Genomic DNA, 25,309 nt, shown 5'->3' with positions numbered 1-25,309 from the left:
AACATCTAATATTTAACTTCTAATTTAGAAAAAATAGAAATGAAAAGTTTAGACATTCATAAAAGTGAATATTTAAAACAATTTGAGACTCAAACCTACGGAAGAAATCTTTTCAGAACGCAGGAAGAAGAAAGATTGGATGCTCCGAATGAGGAGTGCGGAATCTTCGGAATGTATTCTGATAATGATCTTGATACGTTTTCTCTTTCGCAGTTCGGGCTTTTTGCTTTACAGCACAGAGGTCAGGAGGCGTGTGGTATTTCTGTTTTAAAAGACGGAAAAATCACCAATATGAAAGATGAAGGTTTGGTTTTGGATGTTTATAAAGAGATCCAGGATCCTGAAGCTTTTATGGGAAATTCTGCAATCGGACACACTCGTTATACGACTGCAGGTGACAAAAAGAAGTATAATTTCCAGCCATTTTTCGCAAAAAACGAATATGACCAGATTATTCTTTCTATAGCGCATAACGGTAACCTTACCAATGCGAGAGAATTAAAAAATGAACTGGAAGCTGAAGGCGTAGTTTTCAGAGCTACTTCCGATTCTGAGGTTATTTTAAGATTAATTCAAAAAAATCTTGATTTAGGACTTCGCGGAGCCATTAAGGCGACCATGGAGAAAATTGAAGGCGCTTATTCCGTAGTGGGAATGACGAGAAATAAATTTTTTGCTTTCAGGGATTTCAACGGGATCCGTCCGCTGGTTTTAGGAGCTGTTGACGAAAAAACTTACGTTGTAGCTTCCGAATCTGTTGCATTGGATGCCGTAGGTGCCCAGTATGTACGTGATATTTTACCTGGTGAAATCATTTATACGAATGAAAATGAACCGGGTAAGCTTAATTCTTACATGGTCAATGAAGCGAGAGGTAAGCAAAGGATCTGTTCTTTTGAATACATCTATTTCGCAAGACCTGACTCTACTTTAGAAAATATCAATGTATACGAGATCAGAGAGAAATCCGGTGAAAAAATCTGGGAACAGGCCCCTGTAGAAGCTGATGTAGTAATTGGAGTTCCCGATTCAGGAGTTCCGGCTGCTATTGGCTTCTCAAAAGCTTCTGGAATACCTTTCCGTCCGGTTCTGATTAAAAACAGATACATCGGAAGAAGTTTCATTGTTCCGACACAGGAGATGAGAGAAAGGGTAGTGAACCTTAAGCTTAACCCGATTATTTCTGAGATCAAGGGCAAGAGAGTAGTGATTATAGACGATTCTATCGTAAGAGGAACTACTTCCAAAAGACTGGTAAAAATATTAAAAGATGCAGGCGTAAAAGAGATCCATTTCAGAAGTGTTTCTCCGCCTATTATTGCCCCATGCTACCTAGGAATCGATACCCCTTCAAAGGATGATCTGATTTCAGCTAATATGACTACTGAAGAGCTTAGAAATTATCTGGGTGTAGATTCACTTGAGTTTTTAAGCACAGACAGCCTGAAAGAAATTTTAGGATCTTCCAATCACTGTTTTGGATGTTTTACAGAAGAATATCCGGTAGGAAAAGGAGAGGAGGTAGAATTGTTCAATTAATATTCTAACGATTTGAAATAAATGAAGGGCCAGGTTTGTAAATCTGGCTCTTTTGTTTGTATAAATATATTAAAAGCTTAATATTCCTGTATCATACAATATAAAATCAAGTTTTAATTTTATGCTATTAAAGCTTCATATGAAAAATGTATTTTTAATTGGCCTTTTTCTGGCATTTGCTCAGTTGTATTTCTCTCAGTCTTTTGATAAGCAGGCACACCGTGGTGGAAAGTCTTTATATCCCGAAAATACCATTCCGGCCATGAAGAACGCTCTAAAAATGAATGTCACAACGCTGGAAATGGACCTGGCTATCACGAAAGACAAAAAAGTAATTCTTTCCCATGATGCTTTTCTTTCTCCTGAGTTAGTCACAAAGCCTGATGGAACTTACATTCCGAAAGACTCCGGTTTTTACTATAAAATTTATGATATGCCTTATGCTAAAATTCAAACATTTGATGTAGGCTTAAAGAAACTTGATAACTATCCTGATCAGAAGAAAATAAAGGCCCAAAAGCCTCTCTTTTCAGAAGTAATAGATGCATGTGAGGCTTACTCCCGTAAATTGAAAAGAGCTTTACCTTTTTATAATATAGAAACAAAAACACGTCCTTTTTCTGACCATATATTTCATCCTGAACCAAAAGAATTTGTAGATCTGATGATGAGCATTATTCTAAAAAAAGGAATTCAGGACCGGGTAATCATTCAGTCGTTTGACCCCAGAACACTGGAAATCATTCATAAGGAACACCCTAAGATCATGACTGCCTTGCTGGTGGAAAAAGTTGATGATAAAAAGTTGGCACAACAGCAGGCTCATTTCAAAAATATCCCTGCAGAGAAATTCAGGCAGTATCCTGATCATCTGAATGGCGTAGCAGGAGATATGAAATTTCTGAGCTTTACCCCAACCATTTATAGTCCCGATCATACACTTGTTACTTCAGAGCTTGTGCAGGAATGCCATTCCTTGGGCATGAAAGTTATACCATGGACCGTCAATACCAAAAAAAGATTAAAAGAATTAAAAGATATGGGAATAGATGGAGTGATCAGCGATGATCCAAGAATATTTGAATAACTCCTTTATTCCTTTATTGAACATAATCAGATAGGAAGCCTTTTATAGCAATGTCAGCCAGCAACAACTCTAAAACTCATGGCTCTCTTTCGTGTCTGAGATCTGTGATCTAAAAATCTTTCTCCATATCAATAAGAACGAAAGTCCGGACTTAAAATTTTTAAGTCCGGACTTTACATAGGTTAAATAATTGATTGTCTTCTGTTAGAATTTATAATTCAAGCCTAACTGGAATGTTCTGTGATTCAACGGCTCGGTGCCTTCAGGCTTTTGATTTCTCATATCCGTAAGACTGTTGATATATCTTGCATTGATCCCAATATTTTGAGTAATATCATATCCAAGACCTAAACCAAGACCTAAATTAAACTTGTTAACATTATCTTTATTGATGTCTTCAGAGTTAGATACAGACTGAGTAGTTGTAATCCCCCCTGTAGTCGTAGAAATAGTACTGTTTCCGGAATTTTTTCCGTTGATGAAATAGCTGAATTCAGGACCTGCTTCTACATAAAATTTTTCTGTAGGTCTCATTTGTACCATTAAAGGAACTGAAATATAGTTCATGGTCGTTTTGTAATCGCTTTTCGTTTTAATGTTGGTATCCCCTGTCGTTACGTCCGTAGAAGAGATTACACTTTTTGCTCCTAGCTGATTATATAAAACTTCCGGCTGTAAGCTGAATTTCTGAGAAAGTGGAATATTAACTAAAACCCCCGCATGAAATCCGATTTTCTGGTTGTTAAGGCTTAATTTCTGCTCACTGAAATAAGATGAGTTTCCACCTGCTTTAATACCGAATCTGATAGGCTGTGTTTCTTTTTTGATTGGTTCTGTGCTTACTGTTTTTGTTTCCTGAGCAAACGTCATCATGCCAGCAGCAACTGCCAACCCTAGAAATAACTTCTTCATAATTTTATTTTTAAATTTTACTATTTTACTTTTCACCTGATTTTTCAATCAGACTTGATTTATTTTGCAAAATGCTTGCCAAACTTCAAAAATCCTTATTCAAAGGGCTTCTGCGAAGGTTTTTTCACATTGCCTAGTTTGTGGTTTTAACTGTTTTTTAAGAAAAATTATGTTATGAAAATTAGATTTTTCATAATAATTTTAAACTGAGCTGACTTTATGTTGACGATTTAATATAGAATTAAACTTGGCAAAAAACGGTAAAAGCCAATAAGATTATACAGCAAAATGCCGGACTCTTAAGAAATCCGGCATCAGCTTTTGAAAATATATATAGTATTATTTGAATTTGTAAGCTACACCTACCTGGAATGCATTGTTTCTAACAGCGTCTGCACTGTTTTCTTTATAGATATCTGTAATACCCGCAGTAAATCTGGCTGTTACCCCAAAATTCTGTGTAAAATAATATCCTGCTCCAATCCCGATCCCGAAATTGAATTTATTATATAAATCTTTAATGATTTTTTCTGAAAAGGTTGTTGTCTGCGTAGTCGTAGTATTTCCGGAAGTTCTGGCAGTGGTAATATCACCTTTATTTTTTCCTCCTAAAAGAAATCCGAATTCCGGACCTGCTTCTACATAAAGCTGAGGAAGGATATTATACTGTACCATTACAGGTACAGCAAGATAGTTTAGTGTTTTTTTGTAATCTACTTCTCTGCTGTATCTGTCGGAATTAACATAGTATACTTCTCTTTCTTCAGTTTTTGAACCTAGCTGGTTAAAAAGAAGCTCCGGCTGGATACTGAATTTCTCTGCTACCGGAATATTGGCAAATGCTCCTGCGCTAAAACCAGGCTTTAGTTTCTGATCATTATCATACTGGTCCACTTTACTTAGCGTTGAAGCGTTGAACCCAGCTTTAACCCCGAATGTAACGGGCGAAGAAGATTTAGTTTTTTCCTGAGCATTAACCGAAAGGCTTGCTGCAATTGCTAATCCTAAAATTAGTTTTTTCATGATTATAAAGTTTTAACTTATTTCACCGTACTTCAGCAAAATTCCCGCCAAAGAGAATAAAATGATAAAAGTCATATTTAAGGCGAAAAGATCAGGCTTAAATGAATAAACCTGACCCTTTCTATTTGAAATCAATTTTATATATGAAGAAACTTTCACTGTAGACACTGACAAAACGTCAATGCTTTCAGCTTATTTGTTATAGGCAAACTCCTTGCCAAAAAATTAATTAAAATTATGTACATAAAAAAACCGAATTAAAATAAATTAATCCGGTTTTCTATTGAATATAAAATTTGTTTCTGAATGTATTTGTTTCTGAATGTAAAAGCCTACTATTTGAATTTATAAGCTAATCCTACCTGGAATACATTGTTTTTTACTGCGTCAGATCCATTAGGTCTGTCTTTAGCGACGTCTGTAAGACCTGCAACATATCTCGCTGTAAGACCGAAATTCGGAGTGAAGTAATATCCTGCACCGATACCAATACCAAAGTTGAATGTTTTTAAATCATCTTTGTAGTTATCGGAAGTAGAAGAGTTTCCGTTATTTTCATTTTTGATTTTGTTTTTTGCACTTACCAAGAATCCAAATTCCGGACCTGCTTCTAAATAAAGATTAGGAATCAGATTGTACTGGAACATCACCGGTACTGCGATATAATCTAATTTAGTTGAAGAAGAATATTTAGTTCCTAATAAAGTGTAATCTGCTTTTGCACCATATTGAGAATACAATACCTCTGGCTGAACACTGAATGATTCTGCTACTGGAATATTAGCAAAAACCCCTGCGTTGAAACCTATTTTAGATTTCTGATCATCCAAACCTTCGTCTTTAGAAAGAGAAGATACGTTCATTCCTCCTTTTACACCAAATGTTACCGGGTTAGAAGAAGATGAAGTCTGTTGAGCAAATGCTAGTGAACTTGCAGTTACTGCTAATCCTAAAATTAACTTTTTCATAACTTTAATTTTTTTAATATTTTACTATTTCTAATTTTAAATTTTACTACTGTCAAAAACTTACTACTGAGTTTGACGCAGAGTATCTTCCAAATTGCTTGCCAAAAACAAATAACATGATAAAAGTCAGTTAATAAAGCGGCTTAAAAAACAAGCTTATTGATCTTAATTTATTGACTAATAAGTATTTACTAAAATAATTAAACGTTTGTTTAGATAAAATCTAAATTACTCATTCATTAAAATAATAATGAAAAATGACTCTTTTATATAAATCATTTAAGCATTATTCAGTTTTCTGTAAAAATCCAACGACTTCAAAATGTTTTCCTGGGTGCATTGGTGATCATATGTACATGACCCGATTCCTGAGACTAATGAGAAATTAATTTTACTGTCTGTATTCTTTTTATCGTTCAGCAAAAGTGCAGCAATGCTTTCATCGGTAAAATCGCTTATGTCGAGGTAAGGGTAGTACCTCTGAATGTTTTCAATAATAGCAGCTGCATCCTGTTGACTGATAAGATCTTCAAGAAAAGCCAGATGGGCCTCACAGATCATTCCCATAGCAACAGCTTCACCGTGAAGAATAGGATTTCCCTGGCTAAGACAGAGACTTTCTACGGAATGTCCGATCGTATGCCCGAAATTCAGAGTCTTTCTGATGTTTCTTTCATGAAAATCTTTTTCTACGACGTCCTGTTTAATATCCATTGAAGTCTGGATATGGGGAACTACAGCTTCTACATCAAGTTTGTGGATCTGAATAAGACTTTCCCAATGCGCTTTGTCGGCAATAAGGCCATGTTTCAGCATTTCTGCAAAACCACTCCTTAATTCTTTAAACGGAAGTGTTTCCAGGAATTTAGGATAGATAAAGATATGTTCCGGGAAGGCAAAAGTCCCTACCATATTTTTATAATGCATAAGGTCTATCCCTGTTTTTCCTCCGATAGAGGCGTCACACATTGATAAAAGAGTAGTAGGGATATTGATGAACTGGAGTCCTCTTTTATAGGTAGAGGCCACAAAACCACCCATATCCGTAATCACACCGCCACCAAGGTTAATGACTAGTGCTTTTCTGTCTGCCTGCATTTCGGTAAGAATCTCCCATAGCTGATTAGCTGTCTGGATGTTTTTCATTTCTTCACCAGCCTCAATCTCCAGAATTTCAAAGTTTAAGTCTGTTTCCATGTTGCCTAACAGAACCGGAAGACAATATTCATGGGTATTTTCATCAACTAAAATAAAGATTTTACTGAAAGATTTTTCGTGCAGGAAAGTATTTAATTGAGAAAAATCATCGTTTAATATTGTTATCATTACTGGAGTTTCTTTAAAATTAAAATAAAAGTATTGTGCAAAGTTATGATTCTTAATTTTTAACTCGTAACTAAATTACTATCTTTGCAGAAATTTTTAGAATGAGCAGAGATAACAATAATTCAGAAAGACCAAAAAGACCAAGAACTTCAACAAGAAACAATTCTGATGATTCTCGTGCTTCTAGATCTGGAAATTCTTCAGGATCAAAACCTTTTAAGAAACCTTTTCCAAAAGCTGGAGAAAGAAATTCCGACTATAAAGGAAGCAATTCGAAGTTTGAGCCGAAACCTTTTAAGAAAAGCGGAGACAACCCTACGAACAGAGATGAGGACTCCGGAGCGAAAACAGAGAGCAGAGCTTATATTACCAATTCAAGTGAGGGACGTGAGAGAAAAACTTTTGGTAAATCAGCTCCCAAAAAAGGCGGAAAAAGTTTTGATACCAGAGACAAGTATGAAAGAGGCAGCCTGAAATACGGAAGAAGACCATCCGCTGGAGATGACAAAAATGATGATAAGGCAAGATCTTTTGTACAGAAAAGAAGGTTAAACAAAATTGAGAAAGATGTTCATAAGGACACCATCCGTCTGAACAAGTATATTGCCAATTCCGGGATCTGCAGCAGAAGAGAGGCTGACGAACTGATTACGCAGGGGCTTGTGGAAGTAAACGGGCAGGTGGTAACTGAAATGGGATATCAGGTTCAGAAGACTGATAAGGTAGTTTTCGACGGACAGGGTATTACCCCGGAAAAACCGGTATATGTGCTTTTAAACAAGCCAAAGGGATATATTTCTACAACTAAGGATGACAAAGCCAGAAAAACAGTAATGGATCTGGTTGCTAATGCATCACCATACCGTTTGTTTCCTGTAGGAAGACTGGATCGTTCTACAACCGGAGTTATTCTTTTAACAAATGACGGGCATATGACGAAAAAGCTGACACATCCTTCTTTTGATGCCAAAAAGATCTATCACGTAACACTGGATAAGAAACTGACCCATGAAGATATGAAACTGATTGTGGAGGGGATCCGCCTTGATGAAGGGGTAGCCGTTGTAGATCAGATTTCTTTTATTGAAGGAAAACCTAAAAATGAGATAGGAATCGAAATTCATATTGGCTGGAACCGTGTGATCAGAAGAATTTTCCAGAGACTTGGATATGAAGTGGAAGCTTTGGACAGAGTGATGTTTGCAGGTCTTACAAAAAAGAACATCAAACGTGGACACTGGAGAATCCTTACAGATCTGGAAGTTAATAATCTTAAGATGCTTTAAACGGTTTTCGGGTTGGAAGCCGAGTACAGGTTTTCATTGTATGATGGAAAGCTGAACGTTAAGCAATACAGAAGAATTATAAGCATAAAAAGCGTTGAATTTTATTTCAACGCTTTTTTCTTTTTATGTTACGACTCCTTTACACGAAACCGATTTCTCATATAACCAGCATCCGCAACCGCAAAACTAAAAAAATCTCGAACCCGGTAACCTGAATCTGTTACTGCTTTAAAAACTGTGGAACTTTCCTCTGCGGAGCGGCCTGTTCAAAAGTATAAGCCATATTGATAAGTTTTCCTTCGCTCCATTTTTCTGCGGAAAATAAGATTCCGACCGGTAATCTGTCGATATAACCCATGGTCAGGGTAATGCTTGGATATCCTGCAATAGCGGCTGCATCTGCGCTCCCGAAAGAATATTGATCGCCATTTTGCAGATCAGTTTTCCAGGCTTCTGTGGTGGTAGGGGAAATAATTGCATCCAGGCTGTATTTTTTCATAGTAAGGTCGATTCCTTTTTCACGGCTTCCTTCCTGGGTGGTTTTTACAGCCTTTGCATAGTTTTTTTCTTTCGTTCCTTTACTTTTGGCGGCTAATTCCAGAAATTCCTGTCCGAAATATTTCAGCTCTTCTTTATTGTTTTTGTTGAAAGCAATGAGTTCATCAATATTTTTAATGGGGGCATTTTTACCCAATGATGCAAAATAATCATTCAGGCCGTCTTTAAACTCATCAATCATCAGTTCCAGAGATTTTTCATGGACTTCTCCCGAAAGCGGATCATTTTCTATTTCAACGATGACAGCACCCTGATTTTCCAAAACTTTTAAGGTCTGCAAAAACAACTCATCTACCTTTTTACTGGCTCCTTTGGTGATGCCTTTTACATAGCCTAATCTTTTTCCTTTCAGTCCGTTTAAATTCAGGAAGCGGGTATAGTCTTTATGAAGATACGGCGTATTGCCAACGGTTTTTACGTCACGTTTATCTTCACCAACCATTGTCCCCAGGCTTATAGCAATATCAGTCACAGTTCTGGCCATGGGACCTGCCGTATCCTGAGAACTTGAAATAGGGATGATTCCCTGTCTGGAAATCAGGCCTACCGTTGGTTTTAATCCTACAATCCCATTGATACTTGAAGGGCAGACTATTGAACCGTTGGTTTCTGTTCCAATGGCGATAATACCAAGGTTAGCCGAAATAGCAGCCCCGGAACCGGCACTGGATCCGCAGGTATTTCTGTCCAGAATGTATGGGTTTTTGGTAAGTCCGCCCAGCCCACTCCAGCCGCTTGTGGATTTCATACCGCGGAAATTGGCCCATTCGCTAAGATTGGTCTTTCCAATAATGACAGCTCCCGCTTCTCTTAATTTTTTCACGAGATAACTGTCCTGTAAAGGGAAAGAGTTTTTCAGGGCTAAAGATCCTGCCGTATTGGGCATCTTATCGCGGGTATCTATATTATCTTTCAGTAAGACAGGAATTCCGAAAAGAGGCTTATCTTTTAATTTTGAACTGATATGATCTAAGGAATCTGCAATTCTGACAGCATCCGGATTAATGGTTATCACAGAATTCAGCTGTACGCCGTTTTTGTCAATGTCATTGATCCGTTTCAGGTAAGCTTCAACGACTTCTTTTACCGTTGCCTTATTGCTTTTGTAAAGACTTTGGATCTTCTGGATATCATATTCCAGATATTTGAACTGATCACCCGTGGTATTTTGTGCTTTTCCAAGAATTACAGTGAAAAATCCGATAAGTAAAATCCCTTTTTTCATTTGCGGTATTTCTTTCAAATATAGATAATTATCTTAAAATGCGGGGCAAAAAGTTATGAGTTCCGTGATGCGGGTTCGGGGTTTATGCCGGGTACAATGTGGGGTATCAAAAAAAGACGCAGAAAAACCAATTTCTACGTCTTTGTATCTATTAAATTAAAGCATAAATTATAAGTTTTAAGTTTTTAAATACTGTAAAAAACTCATCACTCATCGTTCAAAATTATCCAAGAACCGTAATTCCTTTCTGAATCATATCATAAATAGCGTCTCTGCCATTTTCAGGCTTTACGTTCACTGCTTTAGTTCCGTTGAAGTGAAGGCATGTGATGTATCCGTTAGCTACAGCATCCGTACAGGTGAATTTCACGCAGTAATCCATTGCCAGACCAACAACCTCAAGCAGCTGGATCTCATGATATTTTAAAAAATCATCCAGCCCTGTTTTCATAAAGTGATTGTTGTCCTGAAAACCGCTGTAGCTGTCAATTTCTGTATTTTTCCCTTTTTGGATAATATGAGTTACTTTATCTCTGTTCAGATCTTTGTGGAATTCTGCCCCGAAAGTACCCTGGATACAATGATCCGGCCACATAAACTGTGGTATGCCATTCAGGATAATGCTTTCGCCAACTTTTCTGTTGTTGTTGCTGGCAAAGCTTTTATGGTCGGCAGGATGCCAGTCCTGGGTAAGAACGATCTGGTCATACTCATTTTCTTCCATCAGAAGATTGATGTAGGGAATGACCTCATTGGCTTCCGGAACTGCTAATGCGCCGCCTTCACAGAAATCATTCTGTACATCTACGATTATTAACGCTTTTTTCATATTAAGATTTCTCGAATTTTTGATAAAATTACTCAAAAAACCGTCCAAAACTGAATTATCGGACAAATCGGCAATATAATTTTTTAGAACCGATAGGAGAGAGGTCTCTGCAACTAAAATTATTAAACTTTTGTTTATAAGAAATTCTATTCGGGTATCTGCCAAATATCAATAGCTTATCTTTGCATGAAATAAATGTTTTTATGTCATTTGAGTCGTTGGGATTATCACACAATATTATTCGTTCTGTCAACAAATTAGGTTACCTGAAACCCTTTCCGATTCAGGAGCAGGCTGTTCCTGTTATTCTTCAGGGAAAAGATCTGATGGGAATTGCACAGACAGGTTCCGGAAAAACAGCTTGTTTTGTGATGCCTATTTTAGAAAAATTACAGAATTCAGAAGTTAAAAAAGACCGTAATGTTCAGGTTTTAATATTGGTTCCTACCCGTGAGCTCGCCATTCAGATTGATGAAGTTTTCAGGGCTTTCACAGAAAATTTAAAACGTGAAGTCCGTACTATGGCTGTTTATGGTGGTGTTTCTATCAATCCCCAGATGAAAGGAATGTTTGGAGTGGAAGTTCTTATTGCAACACCAGGCCGTTTATTGGATTTAATTGATCATAACGCATTGAGTATTGCAGGAATCCGGCATTTAGTGATTGATGAGGCAGATAAAATGTTTCAGCTAGGCTTTGGTGAAGAAATGAATAAGCTTTTCGCTATGATGCCTGTAGCAAAACAGACAACTTTGTTTTCGGCAACTTTAAATGATAAAGTTTCTGAAATGAAGGAACGTTTATCCATTAATCCTACAATTATTGAAATCAAAAAAGAAGAAGTTGAAATTGATAATATCGAACAGCTGGCCTATCATGTTTCTCCTGAAAATAAAGGCCCTTTTTTACGGTATTTAATTAAAGAAAAAAAGGTTGAAAAAGCTTTGATCTTTGTTTCATCTACAAGATCTGCTGATAATTTAGTGGAAAAGCTTAAAAAGAATAAAATTAAGGCCGTAGCCATTCACAGTCAGAAATCACAGGGTGCCCGTCGAAATAATTTAGAAGAATTTAAGGTAAATGGAGCTCAGATTTTAGTCGCTACAGACCTTATTGGCCGTGGGATCCATATCGAATCTTTACCTTGTGTAATCAATTACGAATTGCCGCGTTCACCTTTAGATTACATTCACAGGATAGGTAGAACTGGACGTGCAAGGGAAAAAGGAACTGCCATTACTATTCTGACGGATGACGAACTGCAGCATTTCAGGGTGATCCAAAAAAAGATGGGCAGGAAAGTGACGTTACAGAGAACGGAGGGAATTGATCTGCATGGTTATTAGTAGATGAATTTAATTATATAGGCTTCAATTTTAGAATTGAGGCTTTTCTATTTTTATTCAGTATACTTTTGACTTTTTTTTATTGGCTTTCTGCTTTTCTTGTAGTAATTTTATCACAACAAAAAACTTGATCAAACATACCACCAAGAAAATTAAAAATGAACGATTTAGAGCAAAAAAGATTTCCCATCGGTCAGTTTCAGCAGTCTGAAAACATCTGTGACACCATGCTCGATGAGCATATTAAAGTCATCAAGAATTTTCCGGGGAAACTGAAAGATCTAATTGAGAACTTTACCGATGAGCAGTTAGATACCCCTTACAGAGAAGGAGGGTGGACGGTCCGACAGCTTGTTAATCACATTGCAGACAGCCATATCAACAGTTTTATACGTTTTAAGCTGGCCCTTACAGAAGACAATCCGGTGATCAAGCCTTATGATGAAGCCAAATGGGCAGAACTTCAGGATAGTGTAAACATGCCCATAAAGCCTGCAATGAGAATGATTAAAGGAACGCATCAGAGATGGACGGTTCTGCTTAATACCCTTACCAATAAACAGTTCGAAAGAACTTTCCGGCATCCTGAACAGAATGCAAATTATGACTTAAGGCATTATCTTGCTTTCTATGTATGGCACTGTAATCATCATTTTGCTCACATTGAAAATCTGAAGAGAGAAAAAGGGTGGTAAAAAAAAGTCTGCATAATCCGGTTTATTTTGAAGAAATTGTTTACAGGATTTCCCTCCTTACTGAAAATACTCAACAAAGATGGGGGAAAATGAACGTTTCCCAGATGCTGAGACACTGTGATTTTGTTCTTCAGGTAGCTTTAGGAAAAATTGAACTTTCAAAGATTAACATCTTCTTTGAAGCCATAGGAGTTATAACCAAAATAGAAATGCAGATCTTTAACAACGGAATTCCCCGAAACATGCCTACTTTTCAAAAACTAATCGCTAATTTTGAATGTGATTTTGATGAATCAAAAACCAATCTGCTGAATACACTGAAAGATTTCCGGACAGCATCTGAAAATAAAGATCTTCCGGACCATCACAGATTATTCGGGAAAATGACTGAAAAAGACTGGGGATTTTTAGAATACAAACATCTTGATCATCATTTAAAACAATTTAATGTATGAGTTTTTTTGATAAAATATTCGGAGGAAAAGACAACAATCCTGAGCATCAATCCTTCTGGAAAAAAATAGAATCTGAGGAAGACCTGGCCAAAGCCATTGAAGCCTCCCATCACCATAAAGTTGCTATTTTCAAACATTCAACACGCTGCTTCATCAGCAAAACAGTATTGAAAAACTTTGAAAAAGAAATAGATAATTTGGATGATAAGCTGGATTTATATTTCTTAGATTTGCTGGAATACAGATCCATTTCCAATAAAATTTCCGAAGACTTTGGAATCAGACATGAAAGCCCGCAGCTGATTGTAATTGAAGAGGGAAAAGTTATTAACAGTGCATCGCATGAAGATATATCCGCAAGCCAGATTTCATAATGAAGAATATTAACACATATTTAGCCAAGGTATTAAATGTTCCTTTAGAAAAAGTGAACACGTGTAGCTTACACTATGAAGTAAAGAAAATACCTAAAAATCAGTTCCTTTTACAGTATGGTGAGATCTGCAGGCATATATTCTTTGTAGAAAAAGGGCTGTTGAAAATGTACTCCATTGACAAGAACGGAAAAGAGCACATTATACAGTTTGCCCCGGAGAGCTGGTTGATTTCTGACCGAAGCAGTCTTTACTTCAACGAAAAATCAATTTACTATATAGAAGCGGTGGAAGATACAGAAGTTCTGTTTCTGCATCCCGATTTCTTCAACAATCTCGTAGAGCAGTTTCCCAACAGTATCGAAAGAAGTGATTTTCTTTTGCAGAAGCACATCAGAAGCCTGCAGAACAGGATCAATTCTTTATTGGGCGAAACTGCGGAAGAAAGATACATGAAATTTATTAAAATGTATCCTGATCTTCTTTTGAGAGTTCCACAGTGGATGATCGCGTCTTACCTTGGAATCACACCTGAGAGCCTGAGCAGGGTAAGAAAAGAGCTGGCGCGGAAAAATTTTGTTCCGGACAAATAAATCAGATTTTTTTTGCAAGAGTTCCAACCTGCTGAAGACATAACCTGGTTTCTTCCGTCCACGGAAGACCGATACACAGACGCATGCAGTTTGCAAACTGATCCTGCAGGGTAAACATTCTGCCCGGAGCAATACTGATGTTTTGTTTAATGGCCAGATCATAGAGCTCAGTGGTACGTATATTTTTACCAAACTCCACCCACAGGGAAAGACCTCCTTGCGGGCGGCTTGTTTTTGTGCCCTCGGGGAAAGAATCTGCGATGGTCTGCACATAATTCTGATAATTATTCTGAAGAGCTCTCCGCATTTGTTGAAGGTGCTTTTCATATTTTCCGGATTTGAGGAAATTAGCCACCGCTTCATTAACAATAGAAATGGATGAAGTGGAGTGGAGCAGTTTAAGCTTCATTATTTTATCCTTATATCTTCCCGGTGCAATCCATCCTACACGGTATCCCGGAGCCAGAGTCTTTGAAATTGAGCTACAGTACAGTACATTTCCGTCTCTGTCGAACGACTTGCAGCATTTCGGACGGCTTGGTCCAAAATAAAGATCACCATATACATCATCTTCTATCAGGGGGATCCCGTTTTCAGCAAGAATTCTCACAATCTCTTTTTTATTTTCATCCGGCATACAGCTTCCCAGTGGTGAATTGAAATTAGGGATTAACAAACACAGGTCTATCTGTGGAATCACTTTTCGCAGGGCTTCTATTTCAATTCCTGTTGTCGGGTGGGTGGGAAGTTCAAGCACATTTAATCCCAGTCCGTTTGCCAGCTGTAAAATACCCGGATAGCAGGGACTTTCAATGGCTATTGTATCGCCGGGTTTCCCTAAAGCCATCAGGCAGAAAGACAATGCATTCATCCCGCCGTTTGTAGTAACAAGATCATTTTCGCTGAGATTTCCGCCCCATTGAAGGGAGCGGACTGCGATCATTCTTCGCAGCTTTAAATTCCCCTGAAGTTCCTCATACGCAGTTCCGCCATCTTTTAATTCACGGGTTGCGTTAATGATCTCCTTCTTCAATTTTGCTTGTGGCAGAAGATCTCCTGAAGGAATTCCGATAGAAAAAAATGTCAGTCCTTTCTTACCCATATTTTCATAAACCTTGCTGATTAGTTCGTCCGGTTCATCATTATTGGCAATCAAAGAAGGCCGGCTTACCTCAGGAAGAGGAAGCTTCACAGACATCAGTCTGCTCACAAAATAACCAGATTGGGGTTTGGATTCAACTAAAGACTGGGATTCTAGTTCGAGGAAGACACGTTTTGCCGTATTCATGCTTACCTGATACTCCTTACACATCATTCTTACGGAAGGAAGCCTGTCTCCGGCTTTCAGTAAACCATTCCTGATTTGGGAAGCAATTCCGTCAGCAATTTCTGTATAGATAAATTCTTTGCTCATTTTTTATAACTGTACTCATACAAATATACAAAACTGAGACTGTGTTTATTCATTTCGACGCTTTAATTTTGAATTATCAAAAAAAATATAGAAAAATGATGATTGATAAAATTTCTAAAGATGAAAATATTAGCGGGTTAATTAACGGCTTTATAGGCGTGTTGTTATTCAGTGGATCTATGCCTGCTACCAAATTGGCTGTAATGGAAATGAGCCCTATTTTTGTTACGATTGCCCGTGCAGCTATTGCAGGAATTCTGGCGCTTTCCGTTCTGATAATTTATAAAGAAAAACGTCCTGAAAAGAATCAGATATTTCCTCTTTTGCTGGTTTCTATAGGTTGTGTAGTTGGCTTTCCACTTCTTTCCGCACTGGCACTTCAATATCTTACTTCGGCACATTCCATTGTATTCTTAGGAATGCTTCCTTTGGCAACTGCTGTATTCGGCGTTTTTCGCGGCGGAGAAAGACCGCATCCTATATTTTGGTTTTTCTCTGTTATCGGAAGTCTTTTGGTGATAGGATATGCCATTTCACAGGGAATATCTGCTTCACCTATCGGTGATGTCCTGATGCTGCTTGCGGTTATCCTGTGCGGTATGGGATATGCCGAGGGGGCGAAGCTTTCAAAAACACTAGGTGGGTGGCAGGTGATTTCCTGGGCTCTGGTATTGGCTTTGCCGATTATGATTCCTTTATTTTTCATTTACTTTCCGGATCATATCGAGACCGTAAGTTTTCAGGGATGGTTTGGAATGGCTTATATTTCCCTTTTCAGTATGTTCATTGGATTTATATTCTGGTATAAAGGTCTGGCGCAGGGTGGTATTGCTACGGTAGGACAGCTGCAGCTTTTGCAGCCTTTTTTCGGACTGGCTCTTGCCGCTTATTTTCTTCATGAGCAGGTAAGCATAGGAATGCTGGGCGTAACCATTGGAGTTATTTTATGTGTGGCAGGAACCAAAAGATTTGCAAAATAATCGTAAATAAAGTATTATGATTGAGGTCATAAAAGGCATTTTGTAAATGAATTATCTTTGAAAGCACATTACAAAATACATTTACTATGAAATTTATCATCTTATTAGTACTATTAGGCCTAACTACTGTATTGAGCTGCAAAAAGGAAACAAAAATAGACACTTCTACCACCACAACAACAGACAGTGTAATAATTGATACCCAACCAAAAGACACAACTGTTATTACTACGCCGATGCCTTCGGATACTATCCCTACAGATACTGCTACTGTGAGAAAATAGATAAGGCGAAAGCCATCAAAAAATAATTTACACTTTACAGACCCATAAACCCGTCTTAACAAAACGGGTTTTATTATCCTTCAGTTATCTGCAAGGGTCATTTTGTTGTATAATTATTTAAATTTATTAATATTTTAAATAATAAATTGTTTTAATAGCAAATAATCAATGTATAATTTAATTACAATGTAATCTAATAAATATTTTAACTTAATTTAACAGTTTGCTTAATCGGTAAGGTTCAATATTTGCATATGGTTTACAGAAGCTGATTTCCAATAGAATTTTTTGATAGCAAGATTATATGAAGGAAAATAAAAAATTCAGAATAATACAATCGAATTTTTTTATTAAAAAGCGGTTTCAATAATAAATTTCATTACTTTTTTATTGAAAATATTTTACAAAAACTATGAAGACAATTAGCTGCATGAATATAGCCGAAGAAATACTATATTCATATGGAGGAGAAACCAGACAATATAAAAAAGGTGAGATTATATACAGAGAGGGGGACCATTCTCTTTATTATTTACAGATCATAGAGGGAAAAGTGAAGTTGAACAATTATGATGAAGAAGGCAAAGAATTTATACATAACATTCTCGGAAAAAATCAGAGCTTTGGGGATTCAATGCTCTTTTTAGATAAATTTTATCCTATGAATGCCATTTGTGTCAGTCCTTTGGAAATTATAAGAGTCCCGAAAGATCAGTTTCTCAAGTTGATAAAGACAGATCCAAAGCTTTCTTTGGAAATGAATGCATGTCTTTCTCACAGGCTCTATTTCAAAGCGATTATGCTTCAGAATATGGCCTCCCTGAACCCTACTTCAAGACTTACTGGGCTTCTTAATTATCTTAAAAGCTATCATGATGACAGCTGTGGAAGCTGCTTTCATGTACAGCTTACAAGACAGCAAATTGCCAATCTGGTAGGTTTGCGTGTAGAGACAGTGATAAGAGCTTTAAAAAAAATGGAAAAAGAAGGAAGCATTACCATAGAAAACAGGAAAATTATTTATTAATGCGGGTTTAATATGACTGAAGTCATAAAAAAGTGAATTATTCAGACGTACATTTGAAATATAAGTTTTAATACAATTCTCAAAATCAGATAAGAGCTGTTTAAAGCTTCAGGCTTTTCAGACGATTAAAAAATCAGCTCTACAGCATGAAGCAGCAGATTGCTACCTATCATTCATATTGATTTATAAAACTCAGTAGCAATACTGAAAAACAGCAGCAGTTCAGAGAAATTGATGTTAAAGCTTCCTCTGAAAAAATATAACCACAATTACTCAAATATGGATTGTCACAAAATAATAAAGACTTTGAAGCATAAGCACTTCATTAAGGTTTCCAATAAAGGAAACTGGTTCGAAGATGGTGCGGCTATTTATGCCAAAGAAATAAAAGATAATATTTTTTTATTATTTGTAATCCTGAAAGACATAGAGATAGAAAATATTCAGGCTCTGATTGCACATTTTGACTGTTTCGGCAGTATAGGGCTGAAAGAACCTGAGCAGATCATGTTCCATCTTTCGATCAAAGATAAGGAAGACCTTCATTATTTTGAGAAATATTTAAAAATTTCCGATAACTAATAACCGCTACGGATATGATATTTGAAAACGACACTTTAAAACATTCCGGATTGTATGATAAAAACAATATGATAGAGAATGAATCTCTGTTCCCAAGTGCTATCAATTCTTACGGAGTTACCGCTTTTCTGATTAAATCATTAGAAAAGATAAAAAATAATGCAAAATGTGATATTCTGAAAAATGTAATTGACACTTATATTAAAGAGTATATCCTGAATATCCGCGAGTATCATGGTAAAAGAACCATTTCTCCGGAAAATATGAATGCAGAAATAAATATTGAGAACTCATACTTTACACTCTATGCCAAAACAGCATACTATAAAGTATTAAAAGAAGAAGAATACCTCAGTAAACTGCTGAGCACTCTGGAAAAAGACGGGACAGAAAAAGAATGATCCCATAAAAGACTTTAGTTTGACTTTTTAACCTTCACACCACATTAAAAGTATATTGATATGAAAAATGAGACCCAAAACAACAAAAAGTTAGACCAGCTGGAAGCACACAGTACTTCTAATGAAAACGAAAAACTGACAACCAACCAGGGATTGAAAATCAACAATAATCAGGATTCATTAAAATCCGGAGACAGAGGTCCTACCTTGCTAGAAGACTTCATTCTGAGGGAAAAAATAACTCATTTCGATCATGAAAGAATTCCCGAAAGAATCGTTCATGCAAGAGGCTCCGGAGCACATGGCGTTTTTAAACTGAACAAAAGCCTTAGCGCTTATACCAAAGCGAAATTTTTATCAGAAGTAGGAAAGGAAACCCCTGTTTTTGTAAGGTTTTCAACCGTAGCCGGGAGCAAGGGAAGTACCGATCTGGCGAGAGATGTAAGAGGTTTTGCCATCAAATTTTATACAGAAGAAGGAAATTATGACCTTGTAGCGAATAATATGCCAGTCTTTTTCATCCAGGATGCCATAAAATTCCCCGATCTGGTTCATGCGGTAAAACCAGAACCGGATAATGAGATTCCGCAGGCTGCTTCTGCACATGATACATTTTGGGATTTCATTTCGCTGATGCCGGAAAGCATGCACATGATCATGTGGCTTATGAGCGACAGAGCCATCCCGAGAAGTTTAAGAATGATGGAAGGTTTTGGGGTTCATTCCTTTAAATTTATCAATAAAGAAGGAAAAGCTCATTTTGTTAAATTCCATTTTAAACCCAAACTGGGAGTACATTCTGTGGCCTGGGATGAAGCTCAGAGAATCTCCGGGGCAGATCCTGATTTCCATAAAAGAGACTTATGGGAAGCCATTGAAGACGGAGCTTATCCGGAATGGGATTTTGGTGTGCAGCTGATCCCGGAAGAAAATGAGCATCAATTTGATTTCGACCTCCTGGATCCTACAAAGCTGATTCCTGAGGAAGAAGTTCCTGTAGAAATCATTGGAACCTTAACCCTCAATAAAAATCCGGAAAATTTCTTTGCAGAAACAGAGCAGGTAGCATTCCATCCGGGACATTTGGTTCCAGGAATAGATTTCAGCAATGATCCTTTGCTTCAGGGAAGATTATTTTCATATACCGATACCCAGTTGTCAAGATTAGGATCACCTAATTTTCATGAAATACCGATCAACAGATCTATCAATACAGTCCATAACAACCAGCGTGACGGACACATGAGACAGCAGATTGCCAAAGGAAAAGTAAGCTATGAGCCCAATTCCATCGGAGGCGGATGCCCTTTCCAGGCCATGATGTCAGAAGGTGGATTTACTTCCCATCAGGAAAGAGTTTCTGGTGAAAAGGTCAGAAGAAGAAGCCAAAGCTTTGTAGACCATTATTCACAGGCAAAATTATTTTATAATAGCCAGTCGCTTCCTGAACAGACCCATCTTCAGAAGGCCCTTGTTTTTGAACTCTCGAAGGTGACGATACCGGAGATCAGAGAAAGAATGGTAGGACAGCTGAATTTTATTGATCATGATCTTGCCAAAAAAGTTGCCGGAAAATTAGGTGTAACAGTTGAAAAATTAGAGCAGCCTAACCACAGCATTCCTGCTGATGCTAATATCTCAGAACTTCAGAGCGAAGAAAGAGAGCCTAAGACGAAAATATCTCGAGCATTAAGTATGAAAGATACCGTTAAAGATACCATCAAAAGCAGGAAGATCGGGTTTATTATTGCCAATGGCGCAGATGGAGCTGCTATTAGTAATTTGAAAACTAAGCTTGAAAGTAAAGGGGCAAAAGTAGAACTTATTGCACCAAGTTTGGCACCCGTTAAAACCAATGAAGGATCAATCACTCCAAAACATTCCCTTTCAAGTATTGCCAGTGTCTGCTTTGATGCTTTATATATCGGTGCAGGAGAAAAATCGGCAGCAGAACTAATGGCCCCTGAAAACAGGCATCTTGCTCTTCGTTTCATCAATGAAGCTTATAAGCATTGTAAAGCCATTTATTTCGGATCAGGTACAGAAACCCTTTATAACAACAGTAACATAGCTGCAAAACAACATGAGGATCCGGCCGTGATCGTTTCGAAAGAGGGCGGTTCTGATGAGCAGTTCATTAAAGCTGTTGCCAGACACAGAGTCTGGGATCTCGAAATGGAAAGAAATATGTAGACAAAATACAACACCCCTTCACACCACTAAATATTTAAAATTATGGAATTTCAAAAGAGTCTTTTAGAATATATAAGCCAGTCGCTCATGACTGCAGATGAAACCATTTCTATTGCAGAAAGCGTTACATCAGGATGTCTGCAGCTAGCTTTTTCGCAGATGCCGAATGCCTCACTGTTTTACAAAGGAGGCATGACCGCCTACACATTACCTCAGAAAGTAAAACTGCTGAATGTAGACAGGCAGGAAGCCGAAGAATGCGACTGTGTATCAGAAAATATTGCACGAACCATGGCTCTTAATGTAGCCAAGATATTTGAATCCGACTGGTCAATTGCAACCACAGGATACTGTACACCCATCAGAAACTCAGCTTATAAGATCTTTGCTTACTTTGCTTTTTCTTACAAAGGTGAAATTATTCTTACCAAAAAACTGGAGCTTCATCCTAAAACCCAGGCTCTTAATGCACAGTTATATTATACAGAATTTATTCTGGGATGTTTTAAAAGTGAAATTAATCAACTTCTAATTTTAAAATAATTTCAGATGGGTGAATTAAAAGATAAATCCGTTCTTATTACAGGTGCAGACAGTGGAATTGGTAAGGCAACAGCATTACTTTTTGCGAAGGAAGGGGCTGATATTGCTATTATTTATCATACAGACGATAATGATGCTAAAAAAACAAAAGAACAGATCGAACAGCTGGGTAGAAAATGCATTATTTTTAGCGGGGATATCAATGATTACGATTTTTGTGAAGATACCACGAAGAAAGTAGTTGCTGCATTTGGAGGAATTGATATTCTCATCAACAATGCTGGTGTACAGTTTCCGGCAGAAAATATAAAAGAGCTTGAAGAAAAAAATATCAGGAAGACTTTTGATTCCAATATTATAGGAATGATTCTGCTGACGAAAGTCGTTTTTCCTTTCCTGAAAGAGGGAAGCAGTGTCATTAATACAACTTCTGCGGCGGCTTATCAGGGGCATCCCGAGCTTCTGGATTATGCAGCAACAAAAGGTGCTATTGTATCTTTTACACGTTCCCTGGCACTACAGGCAAAACCAAGCGGCATCCGTATTAATGCAGTCGCACCGGGCCCTGTAGCAACACCGCTTACTCAAAAAACCTTCGGTGAGGAAAAAGAAGATCCCAATAAACCACCTTTTGAAAGAAATGCCACTCCTGAAGAAGTTGCAGCCAGCTTTTTATTCCTTGCCGGCAATGGTGCCGCCCAGATTACGGGACAGGTTCTTCACCCGAACGGTGGTATGATCGTCAACGGGTAAAATCTTAGTAATTTTAGCTTTTGGGGTGTAAATTTTGAATCTTAAACCTTTAAACTGCTGATTATGTCTAAAAAAAGCTTCTTTTACCGTAACAGTTTAAGTATTGTTTTACTTGCATTAATGCTTTTCAGTCTTGCAGGACAGTTTTTTACAGGCTGGAAAACCCTGAATAAAGAACTTGCAGAACACGGAAGTGCAATACTCAGTCTGGGAGCCTATGTCCGGAGCGGACATTTTATACAGGCTACCTTCGAAAACTGGGAAAGTGAATTTCTTCAGATGATGTTATATGTTGTACTGACTGTTTCCCTAAGGCAGAAAGGTTCCAGTGAATCCAAATCTTTAGAAGGAGGAGAAGAGGTAGACAGGGAACCACAAATCCATGCCGACGCTCCGTGGCCGGTAAAAAAAGGCGGAATATGGCTGAGTATTTATAAACATTCTTTATCCTTAGCTTTTGCCCTGTTATTTATTCTGAGCTTCGCGATGCATTTCTATGGAAGTATGAAGGAATTCAATGAAGAACAGGTCATTAAAAATGAACCCGTCGTTACTGCAGTGCAGTATGTCTCAGAATCAAGATTCTGGTTTGAATCCTTTCAAAACTGGCAGAGCGAATTTCTGGCAGTTGCCTCCATAGTCATTCTCTCTATCTGGCTCCGCGAAAAGGGGTCACCGGAATCCAAACCGGTAGATATGCCCCATGATGAAACTCCTTAACTTAATTTTTTTACTTTGGGCTTGGCTTTCATGATTAAATGATAAGAAGATGTAAAAGCAGAAAGGCTTTGGTAACCTACTTTGTAAGCAATCTGGCTTAAAGTATATTGCCCTGTATCAATCAGTTCTATGCTCTTTAATATTCTGACAAGCTGCAGGTATTTTTGAAGAGTAATTCCTGTTTCACTCTTAAAATTCCTCTGTAAACTCCTTACAGACATCTGTGCTTTTTCTGCCAGTTCATCAGTATTCAGATTGTATTTAAAATTTGAATTGATAGAGTTACACACCGGAATAAGGCGGACATCCGATGGAACCGGAATTTCAAGATAGCTGTTTTCTCTGCAAAAGTTAGGAAGACTTTTTAAAATGGCCTTAAGAAACAAATCCTGCTCCTCATCTTCTTTGATCAGCTGATTCCATTTTGAGGCATATAAAAGCATTTCCTTCAAAACAGCAGGAACGGCAAAAACGTGAACATTTTGATAGAAATCATCATCAAAAACAGTTTTGAACAGAAAAACCATTAAATTGACCGTTTGTGCTTCCGAAGTTATCCTGTGCGCTTTCCCTGAAGGAATCCAGATCACATGATACTGTGGCACAAGATAAATCTTCTGATCTATATGAAAATACTGATATCCTTCTTCCACAAAAGTAAGCTGGGAACGCTGGTGAGCATGCTCATGATCATCATGTTTCCAGCTTTTTTCGCACCATACATAAGCTTCTTTTTCAATAGTGTCTTCAAAGCGGCTGTCGGTCTGTTCTGTTAAACCACATTTTACGATGTCGTTCTGCATAGAATTTTTGGCAAATTTAATAAAAACGACAGTACTAACTTTGTATTATAATTATTTATTCTATCAAAAAAATGAAAAAACTAAGTACGGTTTTTGTATTAATCCTATTATTAAAAATCACCACAGTCATGGCACAAGGCAGTAAAGCTAAAATATTAGTCCTTATTCACTCGGACAACGGCGGAACCTATGAACTGGCCAAAGAAATAGCATCCGGTATTGAAAACAGTAAAAATGCAGTGGCAGTCATCAAGCAGGTTAAAGCATCTTGCAATCCTAAACTGAAGAACATTCCTGTAGCTTCGGTGGATGAGCTGCCTTCTTATGATGGAATTGCTTTTGGATCACCTGTTTATTTTGGAAATATCAGTACAGGAATGAGTGAGTTTTTATCTAAAACTGTTCAGTTATGGACCAATCATGTGCTGGAAGGGATACCTGCAACAGTTTTTATGTCTGCTGGAAGCGGAGCAGGAAAAGAACTGGCACTTCAGGCTTTTGGGAACAGTCTTGCAGTTCATGGAATGGTCCTGGTTTCCAATGGAATCCGAGGAACGGATAATATTAATAAAACTATTCCGCAGGGAAATACCGTTTTGGGAATAACAAGCATGGCATCACTAAAAGATGTTGAAAGGCCAACAAAGGATGAACGTGCAGTAGCAGAACTCCAGGGAAGAAATTTTGCTAAAACAGCCTTAGCTTTGAAAGGTACATTCTCTAAAAAACAGGCAGCAGCTGTAATTCCAGTAACATCTCAGGATATCAATGATCTTTTGAAACAGAAAAACATTATTCTGCCACAGGTTCCGCAGCCTGCCGGAAATTACAAGCCGTTTGTACGCTCGGGAAACCTTGTATTCATCAACCAGGTTGCTTTGAAAGAAGGAGAGATTTTAAATCCCGGCAAATTAGGCGTTGACGTTACCGAACAGCAGGTAAAAGAGGCTACAAAAGCTACCATGCTCAATGTTATAGCTGTTTTGAAAGAAGCTGTAAGCGGCGATCTTAATAAAGTAAAACAATGTGTACAGCTGACAGGGATTTTCAATACAAAAGACGATTACACAAAACATGCAGACCTGATGAATGTGGCTTCAGATCTTACCGTAGAAGTTTTTGGAGAAAAAGGAAAACATGCCAGAGCCACTTTGGGAGCTTCATCTATTCCTGTGAATTCTTCCGTAGAAATACAGGCTGTTTTTGAAGTAGAGTAGATCAAACAGAAATGTTCTGCATGCTAATTTCTGAGCATCAAGAATGGAAGAATAAAACACTGGTGGCTGAGATACTCGGTCACCAGTGTTTTTATGTTGTAAGGTGCGTGGCTTCGAGAGTCTCAGCCACCAGTAATTTTTCAAATCAATGCTAATTAAAATTAGCTACTGTAAAT

At 37.6% G+C, this 25,309-nt stretch carries 26 protein-coding genes; 18 read left to right on the top strand and 8 right to left on the bottom strand.

Features of this window, described 5'->3' with window-relative positions; genetic code table 11:
* Positions 1-39 precede the first annotated feature (39 nt).
* Entirely contained in the window at positions 40-1,539 is a 1,500-nt protein-coding gene (gene purF / locus DRF60_RS08575) for an amidophosphoribosyltransferase (RefSeq protein ID WP_116011693.1), read from the top strand.
* Between the two features lie 139 nt (positions 1,540-1,678).
* Positions 1,679-2,626: a glycerophosphodiester phosphodiesterase family protein gene (locus DRF60_RS08570; protein WP_116011692.1), complete on the top strand. Its 948-nt coding sequence runs from the start codon at positions 1,679-1,681 to the stop codon at positions 2,624-2,626.
* Positions 2,627-2,830: 204 nt separating this feature from the next.
* On the opposite strand, the gene DRF60_RS08565 is transcribed toward DRF60_RS08570, so the two are convergent.
* From DRF60_RS08565 to aroB, 4 genes are all read right to left on the bottom strand, one after another.
* Positions 2,831-3,538 carry a porin family protein gene (locus DRF60_RS08565; RefSeq protein ID WP_116011878.1) on the bottom strand — a complete coding sequence of 236 codons (708 nt, stop codon included), beginning with the start codon at positions 3,536-3,538 and terminating at the stop codon, positions 2,831-2,833.
* A gap of 339 nt (positions 3,539-3,877) precedes the next feature.
* Positions 3,878-4,561 carry a porin family protein gene (locus DRF60_RS08560; RefSeq protein ID WP_116011691.1) on the bottom strand — a complete coding sequence of 228 codons (684 nt, stop codon included), beginning with the start codon at positions 4,559-4,561 and terminating at the stop codon, positions 3,878-3,880.
* A 335-nt stretch (positions 4,562-4,896) separates the two neighbouring features.
* Complete coding sequence (locus tag DRF60_RS08555) at positions 4,897-5,529, bottom strand: porin family protein (protein ID WP_116011690.1); 633 nt, start codon at positions 5,527-5,529, stop codon at positions 4,897-4,899.
* Positions 5,530-5,808: 279 nt separating this feature from the next.
* Entirely contained in the window at positions 5,809-6,855 is a 1,047-nt protein-coding gene (gene aroB / locus DRF60_RS08550) for a 3-dehydroquinate synthase (RefSeq protein WP_116011689.1), read from the bottom strand.
* 101 nt (positions 6,856-6,956) lie between these two features.
* Between aroB and DRF60_RS08545 the strand changes: the two genes are divergently transcribed.
* Entirely contained in the window at positions 6,957-8,141 is a 1,185-nt protein-coding gene (locus tag DRF60_RS08545; RefSeq protein ID WP_238640128.1) for a pseudouridine synthase, read from the top strand.
* 220 nt (positions 8,142-8,361) lie between these two features.
* On the opposite strand, the gene DRF60_RS08540 is transcribed toward DRF60_RS08545, so the two are convergent.
* Together DRF60_RS08540 and pncA are read right to left on the bottom strand one after the other, a co-directional pair.
* Positions 8,362-9,924, bottom strand: coding sequence for an amidase (locus DRF60_RS08540; protein ID WP_116011688.1), 1,563 nt, complete (start codon positions 9,922-9,924; stop codon positions 8,362-8,364).
* A gap of 223 nt (positions 9,925-10,147) precedes the next feature.
* Positions 10,148-10,753 (bottom strand): bifunctional nicotinamidase/pyrazinamidase, encoded by a 606-nt coding sequence (pncA, locus tag DRF60_RS08535; protein ID WP_116011877.1) that lies wholly within the window; start codon positions 10,751-10,753, stop codon positions 10,148-10,150.
* Positions 10,754-10,956: 203 nt separating this feature from the next.
* Between pncA and DRF60_RS08530 the strand changes: the two genes are divergently transcribed.
* From DRF60_RS08530 to DRF60_RS08510, 5 genes are all read left to right on the top strand, one after another.
* Positions 10,957-12,099, top strand: coding sequence for a DEAD/DEAH box helicase (locus tag DRF60_RS08530; RefSeq protein WP_116011687.1), 1,143 nt, complete (start codon positions 10,957-10,959; stop codon positions 12,097-12,099).
* 158 nt (positions 12,100-12,257) lie between these two features.
* Positions 12,258-12,794, top strand: a complete 537-nt coding sequence (locus DRF60_RS08525) for a YfiT family bacillithiol transferase (RefSeq protein ID WP_116011686.1) — start codon at positions 12,258-12,260, stop codon at positions 12,792-12,794.
* Positions 12,788-13,249 carry a DUF1569 domain-containing protein gene (locus DRF60_RS08520; protein ID WP_238640125.1) on the top strand — a complete coding sequence of 154 codons (462 nt, stop codon included), beginning with the start codon at positions 12,788-12,790 and terminating at the stop codon, positions 13,247-13,249. The genes DRF60_RS08525 and DRF60_RS08520 overlap by 7 nt, the downstream gene beginning before the upstream one ends.
* Complete coding sequence (ytxJ, locus tag DRF60_RS08515) at positions 13,246-13,623, top strand: bacillithiol system redox-active protein YtxJ (RefSeq protein ID WP_116011685.1); 378 nt, start codon at positions 13,246-13,248, stop codon at positions 13,621-13,623. The genes DRF60_RS08520 and ytxJ overlap by 4 nt, the downstream gene beginning before the upstream one ends.
* Positions 13,623-14,216, top strand: coding sequence for a Crp/Fnr family transcriptional regulator (locus DRF60_RS08510; RefSeq protein ID WP_116011684.1), 594 nt, complete (start codon positions 13,623-13,625; stop codon positions 14,214-14,216). The genes ytxJ and DRF60_RS08510 overlap by 1 nt, the downstream gene beginning before the upstream one ends.
* 1 nt (position 14,217) lies before the next feature.
* Here DRF60_RS08510 and DRF60_RS08505 read toward each other — a convergent pair whose 3' ends face one another.
* A complete protein-coding gene (locus tag DRF60_RS08505; protein ID WP_116011683.1) occupies positions 14,218-15,630 on the bottom strand; it encodes an aminotransferase-like domain-containing protein in 1,413 nt (470 codons plus the stop codon).
* Between the two features lie 95 nt (positions 15,631-15,725).
* On the opposite strand from DRF60_RS08505, the gene DRF60_RS08500 reads away from it, so the two are divergent.
* The 9 genes from DRF60_RS08500 (at position 15,726) to DRF60_RS08460 (ending at position 23,113) form a co-directional block, all read left to right on the top strand.
* A complete protein-coding gene (locus DRF60_RS08500; protein WP_116011682.1) occupies positions 15,726-16,610 on the top strand; it encodes a DMT family transporter in 885 nt (294 codons plus the stop codon).
* 86 nt (positions 16,611-16,696) lie between these two features.
* Complete coding sequence (locus DRF60_RS08495; protein ID WP_116011681.1) at positions 16,697-16,894, top strand: hypothetical protein; 198 nt, start codon at positions 16,697-16,699, stop codon at positions 16,892-16,894.
* A gap of 412 nt (positions 16,895-17,306) precedes the next feature.
* Positions 17,307-17,921 carry a Crp/Fnr family transcriptional regulator gene (locus DRF60_RS08490; RefSeq protein WP_238640123.1) on the top strand — a complete coding sequence of 205 codons (615 nt, stop codon included), beginning with the start codon at positions 17,307-17,309 and terminating at the stop codon, positions 17,919-17,921.
* Positions 17,922-18,227: 306 nt separating this feature from the next.
* The gene (locus DRF60_RS08485; RefSeq protein ID WP_123902658.1) at positions 18,228-18,503 is read left to right on the top strand and encodes a hypothetical protein; all 276 of its coding nucleotides are present in this window, start codon (positions 18,228-18,230) and stop codon (positions 18,501-18,503) included.
* Between the two features lie 14 nt (positions 18,504-18,517).
* Positions 18,518-18,904, top strand: a complete 387-nt coding sequence (locus DRF60_RS08480) for a hypothetical protein (RefSeq protein ID WP_116011678.1) — start codon at positions 18,518-18,520, stop codon at positions 18,902-18,904.
* 60 nt (positions 18,905-18,964) lie between these two features.
* Positions 18,965-21,097, top strand: a complete 2,133-nt coding sequence (locus DRF60_RS08475; protein WP_116011677.1) for a catalase — start codon at positions 18,965-18,967, stop codon at positions 21,095-21,097.
* Between the two features lie 42 nt (positions 21,098-21,139).
* Positions 21,140-21,640: a CinA family protein gene (locus DRF60_RS08470; protein ID WP_116011676.1), complete on the top strand. Its 501-nt coding sequence runs from the start codon at positions 21,140-21,142 to the stop codon at positions 21,638-21,640.
* 6 nt (positions 21,641-21,646) lie between these two features.
* The gene (locus tag DRF60_RS08465) at positions 21,647-22,393 is read left to right on the top strand and encodes an SDR family oxidoreductase (protein WP_116011675.1); all 747 of its coding nucleotides are present in this window, start codon (positions 21,647-21,649) and stop codon (positions 22,391-22,393) included.
* Between the two features lie 63 nt (positions 22,394-22,456).
* Entirely contained in the window at positions 22,457-23,113 is a 657-nt protein-coding gene (locus DRF60_RS08460; protein ID WP_116011674.1) for a DUF6766 family protein, read from the top strand.
* Here the strand turns inward: DRF60_RS08460 and DRF60_RS08455 are convergent.
* Positions 23,110-23,916, bottom strand: coding sequence for a helix-turn-helix domain-containing protein (locus DRF60_RS08455; protein WP_116011673.1), 807 nt, complete (start codon positions 23,914-23,916; stop codon positions 23,110-23,112). The two genes, DRF60_RS08460 and DRF60_RS08455, sit on opposite strands and share 4 nt — an antisense overlap.
* A 71-nt stretch (positions 23,917-23,987) precedes the next feature.
* On the opposite strand from DRF60_RS08455, the gene DRF60_RS08450 reads away from it, so the two are divergent.
* Complete coding sequence (locus tag DRF60_RS08450; protein ID WP_116011672.1) at positions 23,988-25,133, top strand: Atu1372/SO_1960 family protein; 1,146 nt, start codon at positions 23,988-23,990, stop codon at positions 25,131-25,133.
* Positions 25,134-25,309 lie beyond the last annotated feature (176 nt).

It is taken from the genome of Chryseobacterium elymi (assembly GCF_003385495.1).
Taxonomy (GTDB): Bacteria; Bacteroidota; Bacteroidia; order Flavobacteriales; family Weeksellaceae; genus Chryseobacterium; species Chryseobacterium elymi.
Note: the sequence above shows the minus strand (reverse complement) of the source record. Positions and strands in the feature narration are given on the sequence as shown.